A 16,660-nucleotide genomic window follows, 5' to 3' on the forward strand; every position below is an offset into this window, starting at 1 on the left:
CGATCCGGGAGCGCCGGGACGCGCCCCTACAGCTTCGTCGGATTCGCGGCCAGCCGCCGTGCGGCGACCTGAAGACCGGCATGATCGTGGCCGCCGCTCAGGGCATAGGCCGTGCGGCCGACGATCCAGTAGGCGGTCTCGCCATCGCCGGGACTCGCCACCTCGCCCTCGCCCGGACCGGCCTTGCCGCCCTGGGTGGCGAACAGGGAGAGTTCGCCCAGGGCCCCGGCATCGATCACCACCTCGACGCTCGTGCCGTTGCGGGCGGGCACGATCTGCACGTCGCGCACGGTCCAGTCGCCCGGAAGGTCCGGGAGGGCGATGCCCGTGGCCCCGGCGATGCCCGTGCGGTCGTAGGTGGTGGTGCGCTGCGCCGCCAGCCGACCTCGGATCTGCGCCGCCTCACGGGCGTTGCGGGCATCGGCCACCAGGGTCGGATCCACCGGAGCCGCGAAGGTGTCGGGCACGCCGAGCAGGAAGCTGTCCGAATGCGCGAGCCACCCGGCGCCCACCAGCAGGGCGATCACGGCCGCGCGGCGCAGGCGGTCGCCGACCCGGCGCCAGGCGAGGGACCGGTCGAGGCGGCGGGCCGCGGCGCGGTTTCGCTCCGGCCCCGGACCGGGCATCCGGGTGAAGGCCTCCCGCAGGGCATCGCGATCGTGCATCTCGGCCATGACACGGGCCGCGATCTCGGGATTGCGCCCGAGGTGGGCCTCCACGTCGAGGCGTCGCATCACGTCGAGCTGTCCGTCGACGAAGGCGGTGAGATCGGTGTCTGTAATCGGGTCGACCATCGCTGTCGCTTCCATTCGGTTCTGGCCTGCGCCTCGGCGCCGATGGTCTTCCGGCCAGATCGGTCGGTCCGTCACCACGATGGCAACGCCTTCGGCTTTCTTCGGGGACAGCGGACCGATCAGGGGATCGAAGGACCCCGTTGACGACGCACCGCCCTTTAACCTGCGATTTCAATATCCTGCGATTTCCATGGCCCTGAACGTTTTCTGCCCGGAAACCGGATTGGGCCGCTGCCGGCCCTGTCCCGCTACGGATTGCTCCGCGGACCGATCAGCTCTTTCCCGCGGCCCGTCCCCCGAGCCCCGCGCCTGCGTCTGGTGCCCCAGCCTGCTGGGGCACCAGACGCAGGCGCGGACGCTCCGGTGGCGGGCGGCGCTGCTGATCCAGATCGCGCTCGCCCTCCTCGAACGCCCTGAGGGCGGCGCGCCCGCGGCCCAACCGCGACATCAGGGTGCCGATGGGAATGCCCAGGACCGCGGCGGCGTCGGCGTAGGCCATGCCTTCCAGGGTCACGAGATGGAGGGCGGCGCGCTGCTCTTCCGGGAGGGTGAGGAAGGCGCGGCGGATCTGGGCGAGGCGAACCTGCGACTCCTGGGCGGGAGGGGTGATCTCCTCGCTCATCTGCACCAGGGCTTCGGCGTGGCGCGATTCCACGCGCCGGCGGCGCTGTTCGTCGATGAAGACGTTGTGCAGCACCGTCATCATCCAGGTGCGCAGGTTGGTGTTCGGCCGGTGGATCTGACCGGATTCGAGGGCGCGCACCAGGGCATCGTGGACGAGATCATCGGCCCGCAGGCTGTCGCGGGTCAGCGATCGTGCGTAGCGCCGCAGGGGCACCATGAGATCGACGATGGAGGTGGCGGAGCCGTGCCGGAGCGGTTCGGTCGTCATAAGAGTAGTAACGTGCGCGGCGGCGGATTAATCCCGCACGCCGCGCACGGGTCCCCTGCGCCCTCGGGGCCAACCCTACTGGTAGGTCGCCTGGAGGTTCAGGCTGCAGGTCCGGCCGACCTGATCGTAGGTCTCGGCGAGCCAGGCCTGGGCCGCGCCCCGACCCTTGTCGCGCAGGCGCTCGAACACCCGCCAGCGCGCGTCGAGGCGGGAGGAAGCCTGATAGTCGTCGAGCGCCCCGGTGCCGTCGATGCGGTGGACGTATTGCGACTTGTAGCCGCCCTGGCCGAGGACGCCCTCGGCGATGAGGCCGTCGAGGAAATCGATGGCGCGCAGCTCGCGCATGAGATTGGCGTTGAAGGTGATTTCGTTGAGGCGGTCCTGGATTTCCTGCTGCGTGCGCGGGGTCTCGCGCCGCTCCACCGGATTGATTTGCACGAGGAGGATGTCGCGGGTCTCCGCCCCCCGGTACAGGGGATAGAGCGGCGGATTGCCGAGGTAGCCCCCGTCCCAATAGGGAACGCCGTCGATCTCCACCGCCTGGAACACCGTGGGCAGGCAGGCCGAGGCCATGAGATGGTCGACCTTCAGATCTGCGCGCTCGAACACCGCGAGCTTACCGGTCCAGACATTGGTGGCCGACACGAACAGGGCCGCCGTCTCGGCCTTGCGCAGGCGTTCGAAATCCACCTGCTTGGCCAGCGCCTTGCGCAGGGGATTGTAGTTGAGGGGGTTCGACGCGTAGGGGCTGGTCTTGATCACCCGGCCCCAGAACTCGACGACGGGATTGTCCTTCCACAGGGCGAACAGGCCGTTGAGGGCCCCGCGCTGGGCGGGCCAGAGATCGCTGTCGAGGCTCACTTCGCGCCAGAAAGTCTCCAGGGCCGCACGCGCGCCGTCGGGGCCACCCTCGAGCCAGCCGTCGACCATCACCACGGCGTTCATGGCGCCGGCACTGGCCCCCGTGATCGCCTCGAAGCCGAGGCGCCCGTCCTCGATCAGCGCGTCGAGAACGCCCCAGGTGAAGGCGCCGTGCGCACCCCCGCCCTGAAGCGCCAGGGCGACGGTCTTCTCCGCGCGGGGACCTGCGAGCACGCGTGTCGGCGCGACGGCATGATCCGGACACGAGCCACCCGGGCCGATATCGGCCGGCGAATCGATGGGCGCTTGCTGGTTCGCGTCGAGCATGGGGGCCTCCAGGGTGGATGGTGCACCGCAATATATGATGCGACAGGGCAACAATCGGGCCGGGTCGCGCCGGGTTCCCTCACCGGGGCGCAGTGCAGCCATCCGCCGGCCGCCGGGATGAACTCGACATCTCGCCCCGGATCGGACATGGGATGGGGCTGACAACAGACCAGCGCCCCTTAGGTCCCCACCGGCGCGGGCTTGACGCCCGCCCACCGTCATCTCAGCTCAAGGGTTGAGAGCGTAGACCAAGAGGGCGTCGTGGACGCCACCGGCCGGATCGCCCGGCCGGGCCAGACGGCGCCCTCGCAGACGGAAGGCCGCCGAGCCGGCGGAGGTTCCGGGAGCGCACGGATCAACGATGGAAGCCATGGACGCGACCCCCGCCAACCCGATCAGCGGCACTGCCCCCGAGATCGCCGGTCCCAGCCCCCGCCACCGCACGGTCGGCGTCATGGTCGGGTCCGGGGAGGGCGCCGTCATGGTCGGCGGCGGCGCCCCCATCGTCGTGCAGTCGATGACCAACACCGACACCGCCGACATCGACGGCACGGTGGCGCAGGTGGCCCAGCTGGCCCGGGCCGGCTCGGAGCTCGTGCGCATCACCGTCGATCGCGACGAGGCAGCCGTGGCGGTGCCGAAGATCCGCGAGCGCCTCGACCGCATCGGCATCCACGTGCCCCTGGTCGGCGACTTCCACTACATCGGCCACAAGCTCCTCGCCGATCACCCGGCCTGCGCCGAGGCCCTCGCCAAGTACCGGATCAACCCGGGCAATGTCGGCTTCAAGGAGAAGAAGGACACCCAGTTCTCGACCATCGTCGAGCAGGCGATCCGCTACGGCAAGACCGTGCGCATCGGTGCCAACTGGGGCTCCCTCGACGAGGCGCTCCTGACGCACCTCATGGACGAGAACGCCCGGCTGCCCCGGCCCATCGACGCCCGCGCGGTGATGCGCGAGGCCATGGTGCGCTCGGCCCTGTCCTCGGCCGAACGCGCCGTGGAACTCGGCCTGCCGAAAGACCGGATTATCCTCTCGGCCAAGGTCTCGGCGGTGCAGGATCTCATCGCCGTCTACCGCGAGGTGGCGCGCCGCTCGGACTTCGCCATCCATCTCGGCCTCACCGAGGCCGGCATGGGCTCGAAGGGCCTGGTGGCGGCCTCCGCCGCCATCGGCGTGCTGCTGCAGGAAGGCATCGGCGACACCATCCGCTATTCGCTGACCCCCGAGCCGGGCGGCGACCGCACCGTCGAGGTGAAGGCCGCCCAGGAACTCCTGCAGACCATGGGGTTCCGGACGTTCGTGCCGCTCGTGGCCGCCTGCCCGGGTTGCGGGCGCACCACCTCCACGACCTTCCAGGAACTCGCCCGCGACATCCAGAACTGGATCGTCACGTCGATGCCCGAGTGGAAGAAGGCCTATCCGGGCGTCGAGGGCCTCAACGTCGCGGTGATGGGCTGCATCGTCAACGGTCCGGGCGAATCGAAGCATGCCGATATCGGCATCTCGCTCCCCGGCACCGGCGAGACCCCCACCGCGCCGGTCTTCATCGACGGCAAGAAGGCCATGACCCTGCGCGGACCGACGCTGGCCAAGGATTTCGAGACCGTGGTGACCGATTACATCGAGCGCCGCTTCGGCTCCGGCACCCGCAGCGCCGCGGAGTAATCCGCTTCCGCGGCACGCACCCTGCCTTGATGGCCGGACGGCACCCCCGAGCGGGTTGCCGTTCTCGCATGCTGCGCCGCGTGATAGCGTGAACGTAGCCTAATCCCCGCCGCCCGACCCCGTCGGGACCGGCCCCGGTGTTCCTTGCGCGCGTCCGATGGCGCATCGCGAGAGACCCGGGTTCGCAACACGTCGCGATCGAGCCGCATGACGCAATCCGCCATTCCGAGCGCGCCCGGTCCCACCCCCGAGGGCGGGGACCCGTCCGCAGCGGCCATCGACGCGGAGACGGGCCGCGCCCACGCACCCGCCAGCCTGTGGACCCTGGTGCTGGGCTCCATCGGCGTCGTCTACGGCGATATCGGCACGAGCCCGCTCTACGCGTTCCGCGAGGCCCTGGTCTCGGCCCGCGCCGACGGCATCCTCCTGCGCGAGGAGGTTCTCGGCGTCGCGTCCCTGATCCTGTGGGCGCTGCTCCTCATCGTCACCATCAAGTACGTCGTCATCCTCATGCGGATGGACAACAACGGCGAGGGCGGCATCCTCTCGCTCATGGCGCTGGCCCGCTCGGCCCTCGGCGGCTCGCGCATCGTGTTCATGTTCGGCCTGCTCGGGGCCTCGCTGTTCTACGGCGATGCCATCATCACGCCCGCCATCTCGGTGCTGTCGGCGGTGGAGGGGCTGAAACTCGTCACCCCGGCCTTCGAGGCCTACGTCCTGCCCATCACCATCGCGATCATCGTTCCGCTGTTCCTCATCCAGAACCGGGGGACGGGCAAGGTCGCGACCTTCTTCGGGCCGGTGATGGCCGTGTGGTTCGCCGCCATGGCGCTCGCCGCCCTGCCGCACATCTACGCGACGCCGGACGTGTTCTGGGCCATCAACCCCTACTACGCCCTGCATTACCTGCTCGGCCACGGCACCGGCGCCCTCGTGGCCCTGGGCGCGGTCTTCCTGGCGGTGACGGGGGCCGAGGCCCTGTTCGCCGACCTCGGGCATTTCGGCCGCCGGCCGATCCAGATCGCGTGGCTCTACCTCGTGGCGCCCTGCCTCGTGCTCAACTATTTCGGCCAAGCCGCCCTGGTCCTGGCGAAACCCGACACCACGGACCCGTTCTTTCAGCTCGTGCCCGAATGGGGCCTGCTGCCCATGGTGCTGCTCGCCACCGCCGCCACGGTGACGGCGAGCCAGGCGGTGATCACCGGCGCCTTCTCCCTGTCGCGCCAGGCGATCCAGCTCGGCCTCCTGCCGCGCCTCGAAATCCGCCACACCTCGGAATCGCATTCTGGGCAGATCTACCTGCCGCAGATCAATGCGCTCCTGATGATCGGCGTGGTGATCCTGGCGATCCTGTTCCGCTCCTCGGCGGCGCTGGCCTCGGCCTACGGCATCGCCGTCACCGGCACGATGCTGATCACCGCAAGCCTCGCCTTCCTCGTGCTGTGGAAGACCTGGAAATGGTCGCCCTGGGCCGCCGGCCTCGCGATTCTGCCGTTCGCGGCCCTCGAATTCCTGTTCCTGCTGTCGAACATGCTCAAGGTGTTCGAGGGCGGCTACGTGCCCCTGCTGTTCGCCGGCGCCCTCATCGTCCTGATGTGGACCTGGGTGCGGGGCGTCGCGATCCTCATCAACAAGACCCGCAAGACGGACGTGCCGCTCACCGAACTCGTCGGCATGCTGGAGAAGAGCCCGCCCCACCACGTGCGCGGCACGGCGGTGTTCCTCACCAGCGACCCCTACATCGCGCCGGCGGCCCTGCTGCACAATCTCAAGCACAACAAGGTGCTGCACGAGAAGAACGTCGTCCTCACGGTGGAGACCGTGGACACCCCGCGCGCCCGCGCGAGCGACCGCGTCCGCATCGAGCCCATCGGCCCGCACTTCTCCAAGGTGGTGATGAAGTTCGGCTACATGGAATCGCCCAACATCCCCCGGACCCTGACGCTCCTGAAGAAGCAGGGCTTCAAGTTCGACATCATGGCGACGTCGTTCTTCCTGTCCCGACGCTCCATCCGCCCGGCGGCCCATTCGGGCATGCCCCTGTGGCAGGACCGGATCTTCATCACCCTGGCGAAGAACGCCAACGACGCCACGGACTTCTTCCAGATCCCCACGGGGCGCGTGGTGGAAGTCGGGACCCAGGTGACGGTGTGAAGGCCAGCGCCCGGCCCGTCTTGTGAGAGAATAACCTTGCAAATCCGGAATTCGATTCCGGATTTGCAAGGTTATGGGCCATTTTCGCCCCTCAAGCCTCCCGGTCGTACCGAAACGCGTCGGGCACCCGGGGCATGGCGATGCGCTCGTAGAAGGTGATGGCGTCGGGGGCGGCTGTGAGCAGGAGCGAGGCTTGCGGGCCCACCGCCTCGCGGGTGGCGGCGATCAGGCCCCGGCCGATGCCGAGTCCCTGCACGGACGCGCATACGGCGAGATCCGACAGGTAGGCGCAGAACGAGAAGTCGGTGAGGGTGCGGGCCACCCCCACGAGGACGCCGTCGCGGCGGGCGGTGACCACGAGGTCGGCCGCCGCCAGCATCCGGGACAGGCGCGACACATCGTTGGCGGGCCGGCGGGGCGCCAGACCCGATTCGACGAGGACGCGGCGGAACTCCGCCACGTCGAGGTCCGGCTCGATGCCGTAGGCGATCTCCGCCATGAGCCCGGGAGCTCAGGCGGCGAAGGCGCCGTGGCAGTGCTTGTACTTCTTGCCCGAGCCGCACGGGCAGGGCTCGTTGCGCGCGACCCGGCCCCAGGTGGTGGCATCCGTGGGGTCGCGCTCCAGCACCGCCGTGTCCGTCGGCATCGCCTGGGCGGCGTAGCCGTAGGCCGGACCGCCCCCGCCGTCGCTGCCGCTGCCCGAACGGCCCACCTCGTTCTCGCCGGTGACGGGATCGAGGTGCTGGGCGAACATCGGCGGCAGGGCGGGGGAGGCGAACGGCGACTCCTCGGCGGCGGGGTCCTCGTACATGATCTCGATGCGGGCGAGCTGCTGGGTCACCTGCTCGCGCAAGCTTCCGACGAGGCCGTTGAACAGGTCGAACGCCTCCGACTTGTACTCGTTCAGGGGGTCGCGCTGGGCGACGCCGCGCCAGCCCACCACCTGACGCAGGTGGTCGAGGGTGACGAGGTGCTCGCGCCAGAGGTGGTCGAGGGTCTGCAGGAGAACCTGCTTCTCGACATAGGTCATGACCTCGGGCGTGTTCTTCTCCGTGCGCGCCGCGTAGGCGTCGTCGGCGGCCTGGCGCAGGCGGTCGCGCATCTCCTCGTCGGCGATGCCCTCCTCCTTGGCCCAGTCCTCCACCGGCACGTCGAGGTTGAGCACCGTCTGCACCCGCTCGCGCAGGCCCTCGACGTCCCACTGCTCCGCGTAGGCGTTCTCGGGGACGTGCACGGCGACGAGGTCGTCGACGACGCCGTGGCGCATCTCGTCGACGGTGTCGCGCACGCTCTCCTGGCCCATGAAGTCGCGGCGCTGCTCGAACACCACCTTGCGCTGGTCGTTCATGACGTTGTCATACTTGAGCACGTTCTTGCGCATGTCGAAGTTGCGCGCCTCGACCTTCTGCTGCGCCTTCTCGATGGCCTTGTTGATCCAGGGGTGGATGATCGCCTCGCCCTGCTCGAGCCCCAAGCGCGTCAGCATGCCGTCCATGCGGTCGGACCCGAAGATCCGCATGAGGTCGTCCTGGAGCGACAGGTAGAACTTCGAGCGGCCGGGATCGCCCTGGCGGCCGGAGCGGCCGCGCAGCTGGTTGTCGATGCGCCGCGATTCGTGGCGCTCGGTGCCGATGATGTAGAGGCCGCCGGGCAGGGCCTTCTTGCGGCCCGCCTCCGGATCGGCCGGCTCGCCCGAGGCCAGCACCTTTTCACGGTACTCGGCGATCTCGGCCTTGATCGCCTCGATCCTGGCGTCGCGCTCCGCGCCCTCGGGGATGCCCGCGAGCTCCTTCTCGACGCGCATCTCGACGTTGCCGCCGAGTTTGATGTCGGTGCCGCGCCCGGCCATGTTGGTCGCGATGGTGATGGCGCCGGGCACGCCGGCCTCCGCCACGATGTAGGCCTCCTGCTCGTGGAAGCGGGCGTTGAGCACGGCGAAGCGCTTCGTCACCCGACCCTCGCGGGCGGCGGCGTAGACGTCGGTGAGGGCGTTGAGGTCCGAGTAGTCGAGGGGCGTGAAGCCGGCCTTGGTCAGCATCTCGGCCAGATGCTGCGACTTCTCGATGGAGCCGGTGCCGACGAGGATCGGCTGATGGCGCGCATGCGCCTTCTCGATCTCCGCGATGATGCCGTCGTACTTCTCGCCAACCGTCCGGTAGACCTCGTCGTCCTCGTCGACGCGCTCGACCTCCTTGTTGGTCGGGATGTCGACGACCTCGAGCTTGTAGATCTCGGCGAACTCGTCGGCCTCCGTCGAGGCCGTGCCGGTCATGCCGGCGAGGTTGGAATAGAGGCGGAAGTAGTTCTGGAAGGTGATCGAGGCCAGCGTCTGGTTCTCGGGCTGGATCGTGACCCGCTCCTTGGCCTCCAGGGCCTGGTGCAGGCCCTCCGAGTAGCGCCGGCCCTGCATCATGCGGCCGGTGAACTCGTCGATGATCACCACCTCGTCGTTCTTGACGATGTAGTCCTTGTCCAGGGTGAACAGGGTGTGGGCGCGCAGGGCCTGGTTCACGTGGTGGACGAGGGAGACGTTGTGGGCGTCGTAGAGGTCGCCCTCCTTCAGCAGGTCCGCCCCGCGCAACAGGTCCTCGATGAACTCGTTGCCGCTCTCGGTGAGCGAGACCGTGCGCTGCTTCTCGTCGAGGTCGTAATGCTCCTTGTCCAGGTGGGGCATCAGCGCATCGACGGAGACGTAGAGCTCCGAGCGGTCGTCCACCGGGCCGGAGATGATGAGTGGGGTCCGCGCCTCGTCGATGAGGATCGAATCGACCTCGTCCACGATCGCGAAATTGTGGCCGCGCTGGGCGAGCTGGCCGAGCTCGTACTTCATGTTGTCGCGAAGATAATCGAAGCCGAACTCGTTGTTGGTGCCGTAGGTGATGTCGCAGGCATACGCCTCTTTGCGCTGCTCGTCGTCGAGGCCGTGGACGATGGTGCCGACGGTGAGGCCGAGGAAGCGGTAGACCCGGCCCATCCACTCGGCGTCGCGCGAGGCGAGGTAGTCGTTCACGGTCACCACGTGGACGCCGAGACCGGAGAGGGCATTGAGGTAGACCGGCAGGGTCGCCACCAGGGTCTTGCCCTCACCCGTGCGCATCTCGGCGATGCCGCTCTCGTGCAGCACCATGCCGCCGATGAGCTGCACGTCGAAGTGGCGCTGGCCGAGGGCGCGCTTGGCGGCTTCGCGGACGGTGGCGAAGGCCGGAATCAAGATGTCGTCGAGGGACTTGCCGGCGGCGAGCTCGCCCTTGAGCATGTCGGTGCGGGCGCGCAGGTCCGCGTCGGACAGGCTGGCCAGCTGCGGCTCCAGGGCGTTGATCTCGGCCACACGGGGACGGTAGCCCTTCACGCGCCGGTCGTTGGACGAGCCGAAAATCTTCTTGGCGAGGGCACCGAGCATCGTGAACCTACGGTCGATCGAAAAGCGTGAAGGCGAATGTTGGCCGGGCTTATAGAGGTAAATATTGCCCGACGCATCCGAAAGAGCCGCGCCTGTCGATCGTCGCCGTGAGGTGTCGCCGGTCAGCCGCCGGAGAAGGAACAGGGGGAAGAATGCGCAGGGGCGCCGCGTTCGCGCCGATGCCGTTGGGCCCCCGCCGAGCGCGTCCGCCGCGAGCGGTCAGTTGATCTCGCAGAATCCCGCGCCGGAGCCGACGATCCGCCCTTTGCCGCACCAGGCCTGCGCCGTGCGGGCGTCCCGGCCGGATGCGGTCGCGACCGTAGCTGCGGCGACCTGGGCTGCAGCAATCTGGGCTGCGGCGACCGGGGCGGCAACGGGCGGGGTCGGGCGCGGCATCGCCAGGCTCGCGGCGGGTTCCTCACGCGCCGCCCGGCCCGCCGGCGCGGAGCGGATGCTGCCGGTGGCGGTGGGGACGAAGGCGATCCCCGCGCCGCGGCGCCCGCGTGCCTCGGCGTCCGAGGCGGCCAGGGCCGGGATCGCTCCGAGGAGGATCAAACCGAGGGTGACCGGATTTGCACGCACGCGACATCTCCCCGGAACGAACCGATCGAAGGCTACGGCCGGACCCGTTAACGCCGCCTCGCCGCGACCGTGCGGATGCGACGGATCGGGGGCCGCCCTGCTTGTCTTCGGGTCCGCCGCACGCCACCTGTGTCGGCGCGAAACGCGCGGCCCTTCCGGCCGCCACCGCCTCGCACCGATCCCGACCATTCAGACGTCGGGGATGCGGCGGGGTGCCATTCCCGAAGGACGCCGCGATGCCCATCACCCCCGCCCTCCTGCGCACGAGCGCACGCACCAGCGCCCTGGCGCTGATCCTGGCCACGCCCCTGGCCGGCGTTCACGCGCAGCAGCCCGCCGCCCCCGCGCCGACGGCAGCCGTCGTGGCGCCCGAGACGGTGGTGGCGAAGGTGAACGGCGCCCCGATCACCCAGGGCGACCTCGCCATCGCGTCGGACGATCCGGCCCTGTCCCTGCCGGGCGTGGACGACGCTCAGAAGAAGAACCTCCTGGTCGACTACATGGTCGACCTCAAGGTCGGCGCCCAGGCCGCCGACGCGGCCAAGGTGGCCGAGACGCCGGAGTTCCAGCGCAAGCTCGCCTATTTTCGCGATAAGCTTCTCCTCGATGAATACCTCGAGCGCGAGGCCAAGAAGGCGGTGACGCCGGAGGCCGCCAAGGCTCTCTACGAGCAGACCGTGAAGGCGATGAAGCCGGACGAGGAGGTTCATGCCCGCCACATCCTCGTCGACAACGAGGACGACGCGAAGAAGATCGCCGCGCGGATCAAGGGCGGCGAGGACTTCGCCAAGGTCGCGGGCGAGGCCTCGAAGGACCCGGGCTCGAAGGCCGAGGGCGGCGATCTCGGCTGGTTCACCAAGGAGCGCATGGTCGCCCCCTTCGCCGAGGCGGCGTTCAAGCTCAGCGCCGGTCAGGTCTCGGACCCGATCAAGACCCAGTTCGGCTGGCACGTGATCAAGGTCGAGGAGAAGCGGGTGAAGCCGGTACCGACCTTCGCCGAGATGAAGGAGCAGGTCGAGCAGTACATCACCCGCAAGACCCAGCAGGATCTCATCCTCAAGCTGCGCGAGGCCGCCAAGGTCGAGCGCACGGCCGCCGCCCCGGCCGAGCCGAAGGCCGAGCCCAAGAAGCCCTGAGGCGGAGGGTCCCGAAGCGGCGCCCTCCGATTCACGGGGGGCGCTTGTTTGTGGTTGCGCTTGCCCCCCGGATCGGCTGTGACTGCGGCCGTCGAATCGAGGGGGCAGCATGTCGGGTGGTCACGGTGGCGGTGGGAGTTCCAACAAGCGCGTGGCGCTGCTGATCTCGGTGCTGGCGCTGTTCCTGGCGCTCGCAGAGACCCTGGCCAAGGGTGCGCAGACGGAGGCGCTCAGCGCCAACGTCGAATCGTCGAACCAGTGGGCCTACTTCCAGGCCCGCACCATCCGCGGCACGATTCTCAAGACCGCCGACGAGACCCTGGCCCTGCTGCCGCCGGATGCCGCGAATTCGGAAGCGATCAAGGCCAAGCGCGCCGAGTGGGCCAAGACCATGGCCCGCTGGGACAGCGAGCCCACCACCGGCGAGGGGCGCAAGGAACTCAGCGAGAAGGCCCGGCACGCCCAGGAGGTCCGCGACAAGGCGCTCCACCGCTACCACCATTACGAGTTCGGCTCGGCGGCCTTCCAAATCGGCATCGTGCTGGCCTCGGCCGAGGTGATCACCGGCATCTCGGCCCTGGTCTTCGGCGGTGCCTTCATCGGCCTCGCCGGGTTGGCCATGCTCGGCTTCGGCCTCTACGCCCCGCACGTGCTGCCGTTTTTCCACTGACGCCCGGGCCACTCGACAGCGCGCCGCTTTGCCTGCCTAATCCGTCCTGCGACCGGTGATCGAACCCGGCGCCGGGGTGGATACGCCATGGCGGACGACGCGGACGGGGAAAGCCGGCTCACGCGGGCCTCGGGCTTTCTGTTCATGCACACGGAGCACGCGGTCTACGCCGTGCTCGGGGTGCTGCTGGCGGCGACGGCGATCCTGGCGCTCGTCGACGCCACCGGCCTCCTCGTCGGGGCGATCCGCGAACTCGGCGGATCGGCCAAGCTCCTCGAGATCGTCGACCGGCTCCTGTTTCTGCTGATGCTGGTGGAGATCCTGCACACGGTGCGGGTCTCCATGCGCTCGGGCAAGCTCACCTGCGAGCCGTTCCTCATCGTCGGGCTCATCGCCTCGATCCGGCGGGTGCTGGTGATCACCCTGCAATCGTCCGAGGTGATGCACGGTCCGCTGACGCCGGAGCGCGAGGCGCTGTTTCGCGCCTCGATGATCGAGCTCGGCGTGCTCGCCGGGCTCATCCTCGTCATGGTGCTGTCGATCTTCCTCCTGCACCGCGCCCGCGACGACCAGCAGGTGGCGGGGCAGGAATAGGCGCTCAGCGCCGCTGCTTGGATTCTGCCGCCCGACGCAGAGCTTCGGCCATGGCGCCGCCGGGTTCCCCTCCGGCCTTCGGCGGCGGAGCCGACTGCATCCGTGCCGGTGCCGGGGACTCCGCGCGCCGGCCGGGGCGGGCGCCTTCCCCATCGTCCGAGCGCATGGAGAGGGCGATGCGCTTGCGGCCCGGATCGACCTCGACGACGCGCACCTGCACCACGTCGCCGGGTTTGACCACGTCGCGCGGGTCCTTCACGAAGCGGTCGGCCAGCACCGAGATGTGCACCAGCCCGTCCTGGTGCACGCCGATATCCACGAAGGCGCCGAAGGCGGCGACGTTGGTGACCACGCCCTCGAGGCGCATGCCGGGCTTGAGGTCGGTGATCTTTTCCACGCCGTCCTGAAAGGTGGCCGTGCGGAAGGCCGGGCGCGGATCGCGGCCGGGCTTCTCCAACTCCAAGAGAATGTCGGTGACCGTGGGCAGGCCGAAGGTCGCGTCGGTGAATTTCTTCGGGTCGAGGCCGCGCAGCGTGCCCGCATTGCCGATAACCGCCTGGATCGGCTGGCCGGTGGCGGCGAGAATCCGGCGCACCACCGGGTAGGCCTCCGGGTGGACGCCGGACGCGTCGAGGGGGTCGGCCCCGTCGCGGATGCGCAGGAAGCCGGCGGCGAGCTCGTAGGCCTTCGGCCCGAGGCCGGCGACCTTCTTGAGGGCGACCCGGCTGCGGAACGGGCCGTGGGCATCGCGGTGGACGACGATGTTGGACGCCACCCGCTCGGTGAGGCCGGACACCCGGGCGAGCAGGGGCGCGGAGGCGGTGTTCACGTCGACGCCGACCCCGTTCACGCAATCCTCCACCACGGCATCGAGGGAGCGGGACAGCTTTCCCTCCGCCAGATCGTGCTGGTACTGCCCGACGCCGATGGCCTTCGGCTCGATCTTCACGAGTTCGGCGAGCGGGTCCTGCAGGCGCCGGGCGATGGAGACGGCGCCGCGGATCGACACGTCGAGGTCGGGCAGTTCGGCGCTGGCATAGGCCGAGGCCGAGTAGACCGAGGCGCCGGCCTCCGAGACCATCACCTTGGTGAGCTTGAGTTCGGGCTGCTTGGCGATGAGTTCGGCGGCGAGCTTGTCGGTCTCGCGCGAGGCGGTGCCGTTGCCGATGGCGACGAGGTCGACCCCGTGCGCCCGGCACAGCTTCGCCAGGGCCATCAGGGCGCCGTTCCAGTCCCGGCGCGGCTCGTGCGGATAGATCGTGTCCGTGGCCACCACCTTGCCGGTGGCATCGACCACGGCGACCTTCACGCCCGTGCGAAAACCCGGATCGAGGCCGAGGGTCGGGCGGGCGCCGGCCGGTGCGGCGAGCAGCAGGTCGCGCAGGTTGCCGGCGAACACCCCGACCGCACCGGCCTCGGCCACGGCCCAGAGGCGGGCGCGCAGATCCGTGTCGATGCTGGGCTTGAGCTTCGTTCGCCACGTCCGGCGCATGGTCTCCATGAGGAACGCGTCGCCCGGTCGGCCGCCGTCGCGCACGCCGAAGGTTTTTGCGATGCGCAGTTCCTGCGCGGAGGGTTGGCCCTTGGCCGGCGCGTCGCCCACGGCATCGGTCAGGTCGAGGTCGAGCACCTCCTCCTTCTCACCCCGGAACAGGGCGAGGATGCGGTGCGAGGGCAGGCGGGTCAGGGGCTCGGTAAACTCGAAATAGTCGGCGAATTTTTCACCCGCCGCCGCCTTGCCCTTCTTCACCGTGGCGACCATGCGGCCGCGCTGCCAGCCGGTCTCGCGCAAGGACCCAACCAGCTCCGGATCCTCGCTGAAGCGCTCCATGAGGATCGCGCGTGCCCCTTCCAGGGCGGCGTCCGCATCGGCGACGCCCTTGCCCGCATCAATATAAGACTTGGCCGCCGCCTCCGGCGCCTGGTCGGGCCGGGCCAGGACGGCCTCCGCCAGGGGCCCGAGTCCGGCCTCGCGGGCGATCTGCGCCTTGGTGCGGCGCTTGAGCTTGAACGGCAGGTAGAGGTCCTCCAGCCGCGCCTTGGTGTCGGCGGCGAGGATGCGGGCACGCAGGGGCCCGTCGAGCTTGCCCTGGGCCTCGATGCTCTCCAGCACCGCCGCGCGCCGCGCCTCCAGCTCGCGGAGATACGACAGGCGCTCCTCGAGGGTGCGCAGCTGCGTGTCGTCGAGGGTGCCGGTGACTTCCTTGCGGTAGCGCGCCACGAACGGGACCGTGGCGCCCCCGTCGAGAAGGTCGACGGCGGCCTTCACCTGCCACTCGGCCACGCCGAGTTCGGCGGCGAGGATTGCGTTGATGGCGGCCATGCAGCGTCTCCCGGTGGGGCCGGGGTGTCTACAGGGCGCCGCGCCGGGCGGTCAAACCGCCCACGCTATCCTGGACAACGCCGCGATCCCGGCAGACACTTTCGTCCAACAACAAACGCTTTGGGGAGGTCGTCATGAAGCTCGGGCTTGGGCTCGCCGTGCTGTGGCTCGCGCTCACGGGGGCAGCCGCGGCGGAACCTCCGACGTTCCAGGTCGATCCGGCCTGGCCTAAAACCCTGCCGAACAACTGGATCATGGGTCAGGCCTCCGGCGTCGCCGTGGATGCCGAGGACCACATCTGGGTGGTGCAGCGCCCCCGCACCCTCACCGACGACGAGAAGGCCGCGAGCCTCACCCCTCCGCGCACCAAGTGCTGCGTGCCGGCCCCGCCGGTGCTGGTGTTCGATCAGGCCGGCAGCCTGATCCGGTCCTGGGGCGGCCCGGGGGAGGGCTACGACTGGCCGCAGAACGAGCACGGCATCCACATCGATCACAAGGGCTTCGTCTGGCTCGCCGGAAACGGCGAGCAGGACGGGCTGATCCTGAAGTTCACGCCGGAGGGCAAGTTCGTCCTGCAGATCGGCAAACAGGGTCCGCAGACCAACAGCCTCGACACCACCCGTCTCGGCCGGCCCGCCGCCATGCAGGTGGACCCGGAGACCAACGAACTTTACGTGGCTGACGGCTACTACAACCACCGGGTCATCGTGTTCGACGCCGAGACCGGCGCGTTCAAGCGGATGTGGGGCGCCTACGGCAAGCCACCGACGGACGAGGCCCTGCCGCCCTACGATCCGGCCGCCGCCCCGGCCCAGCAGTTCCGCAATCCCGTCCACTGCGTGCAGATCGCCCGCGACGGCCTCGTCTACATCTGCGACCGCGCCAACGACCGGGTGCAAGTGTTTCACAAGGACGGTCGCTTCGTGAAGGAGTTCTTCGTCGAGAAGAACACCCGCGCCAATGGCTCGGTCTGGGAACTCGCCCTGTGGCCCGACGCCGAGCAGACCTACCTCCTTAACGCCGACGGCGCCAACAACGAGGTCCGCACCTTGAAGCGCGATACCGGCGAAGTGGTCGGCGCCTTCGGCCGCAACGGCCGCATGGCCGGCGATTTCCACTGGGTCCACAACCTCGCTATCGATTCGAAGGGCAACGTCTTCACCACGGAGGTGGACACCGGCAAGCGCGCCCAGAAGTTCGTGTTTCGAGGCGACACGGTCCTGCGCAAGCGCGCCCCAGCCCCCTGACCCGCGGCGGC

The 16,660-nt window shown here is 69.3% G+C and carries 13 protein-coding genes; 6 read left to right on the plus strand and 7 right to left on the minus strand.

Features of this window, described 5'->3' with window-relative positions:
• Positions 1-26: 26 nt before the first annotated feature.
• From ASF28_RS08260 to ASF28_RS08270, 3 genes are all read right to left on the minus strand, one after another.
• A complete protein-coding gene (locus ASF28_RS08260; RefSeq protein WP_056090047.1) occupies positions 27-794 on the minus strand; it encodes an anti-sigma factor family protein in 768 nt (255 codons plus the stop codon).
• 271 nt (positions 795-1,065) lie between these two features.
• Complete coding sequence (locus tag ASF28_RS08265) at positions 1,066-1,686, minus strand: sigma-70 family RNA polymerase sigma factor (RefSeq protein WP_056090050.1); 621 nt, start codon at positions 1,684-1,686, stop codon at positions 1,066-1,068.
• Positions 1,687-1,761: 75 nt separating this feature from the next.
• Positions 1,762-2,874: a patatin-like phospholipase family protein gene (locus ASF28_RS08270; protein WP_082476056.1), complete on the minus strand. Its 1,113-nt coding sequence runs from the start codon at positions 2,872-2,874 to the stop codon at positions 1,762-1,764.
• A gap of 361 nt (positions 2,875-3,235) precedes the next feature.
• Here ASF28_RS08270 and ispG point away from each other — a divergent pair, with 361 nt between their 5' ends.
• Together ispG and ASF28_RS08280 are read left to right on the plus strand one after the other, a co-directional pair.
• On the plus strand, positions 3,236-4,543 hold the full coding sequence (gene ispG / locus ASF28_RS08275; RefSeq protein WP_056090051.1) for a flavodoxin-dependent (E)-4-hydroxy-3-methylbut-2-enyl-diphosphate synthase: 1,308 nt from the start codon (positions 3,236-3,238) through the stop codon (positions 4,541-4,543).
• Positions 4,544-4,750: 207 nt separating this feature from the next.
• On the plus strand, positions 4,751-6,697 hold the full coding sequence (locus tag ASF28_RS08280) for a potassium transporter Kup (RefSeq protein ID WP_056090054.1): 1,947 nt from the start codon (positions 4,751-4,753) through the stop codon (positions 6,695-6,697).
• 91 nt (positions 6,698-6,788) lie between these two features.
• Here the strand turns inward: ASF28_RS08280 and ASF28_RS08285 are convergent, their stop codons facing one another.
• From ASF28_RS08285 to ASF28_RS08295, 3 genes are all read right to left on the minus strand, one after another.
• Positions 6,789-7,196 carry a GNAT family N-acetyltransferase gene (locus tag ASF28_RS08285; RefSeq protein WP_056090057.1) on the minus strand — a complete coding sequence of 136 codons (408 nt, stop codon included), beginning with the start codon at positions 7,194-7,196 and terminating at the stop codon, positions 6,789-6,791.
• Positions 7,197-7,208: 12 nt separating this feature from the next.
• Positions 7,209-10,097, minus strand: coding sequence for a preprotein translocase subunit SecA (gene secA / locus ASF28_RS08290; protein WP_056090060.1), 2,889 nt, complete (start codon positions 10,095-10,097; stop codon positions 7,209-7,211).
• Between the two features lie 219 nt (positions 10,098-10,316).
• Positions 10,317-10,679: a hypothetical protein gene (locus tag ASF28_RS08295; protein WP_157085405.1), complete on the minus strand. Its 363-nt coding sequence runs from the start codon at positions 10,677-10,679 to the stop codon at positions 10,317-10,319.
• A 236-nt stretch (positions 10,680-10,915) separates the two neighbouring features.
• Between ASF28_RS08295 and ASF28_RS08300 the strand changes: the two genes are divergently transcribed.
• From ASF28_RS08300 to ASF28_RS08310, 3 genes are all read left to right on the plus strand, one after another.
• Complete coding sequence (locus ASF28_RS08300; RefSeq protein ID WP_056090066.1) at positions 10,916-11,815, plus strand: peptidylprolyl isomerase; 900 nt, start codon at positions 10,916-10,918, stop codon at positions 11,813-11,815.
• Positions 11,816-11,924: 109 nt separating this feature from the next.
• Complete coding sequence (locus ASF28_RS08305) at positions 11,925-12,485, plus strand: DUF4337 domain-containing protein (RefSeq protein ID WP_056090069.1); 561 nt, start codon at positions 11,925-11,927, stop codon at positions 12,483-12,485.
• An 87-nt stretch (positions 12,486-12,572) separates the two neighbouring features.
• A complete protein-coding gene (locus tag ASF28_RS08310; RefSeq protein WP_056090072.1) occupies positions 12,573-13,079 on the plus strand; it encodes a phosphate-starvation-inducible PsiE family protein in 507 nt (168 codons plus the stop codon).
• Positions 13,080-13,083: 4 nt separating this feature from the next.
• Here ASF28_RS08310 and ASF28_RS08315 read toward each other — a convergent pair whose 3' ends face one another.
• A complete protein-coding gene (locus ASF28_RS08315) occupies positions 13,084-15,402 on the minus strand; it encodes a Tex family protein (protein ID WP_056090074.1) in 2,319 nt (772 codons plus the stop codon).
• Between the two features lie 134 nt (positions 15,403-15,536).
• Here ASF28_RS08315 and ASF28_RS08320 point away from each other — a divergent pair, with 134 nt between their 5' ends.
• Entirely contained in the window at positions 15,537-16,649 is a 1,113-nt protein-coding gene (locus tag ASF28_RS08320; protein WP_056090077.1) for a hypothetical protein, read from the plus strand.
• Positions 16,650-16,660: the final 11 nt, after the last annotated feature.

It is taken from the genome of Methylobacterium sp. Leaf99 (assembly GCF_001422375.1).
Classification (GTDB): domain Bacteria; phylum Pseudomonadota; class Alphaproteobacteria; order Rhizobiales; family Beijerinckiaceae; genus Methylobacterium.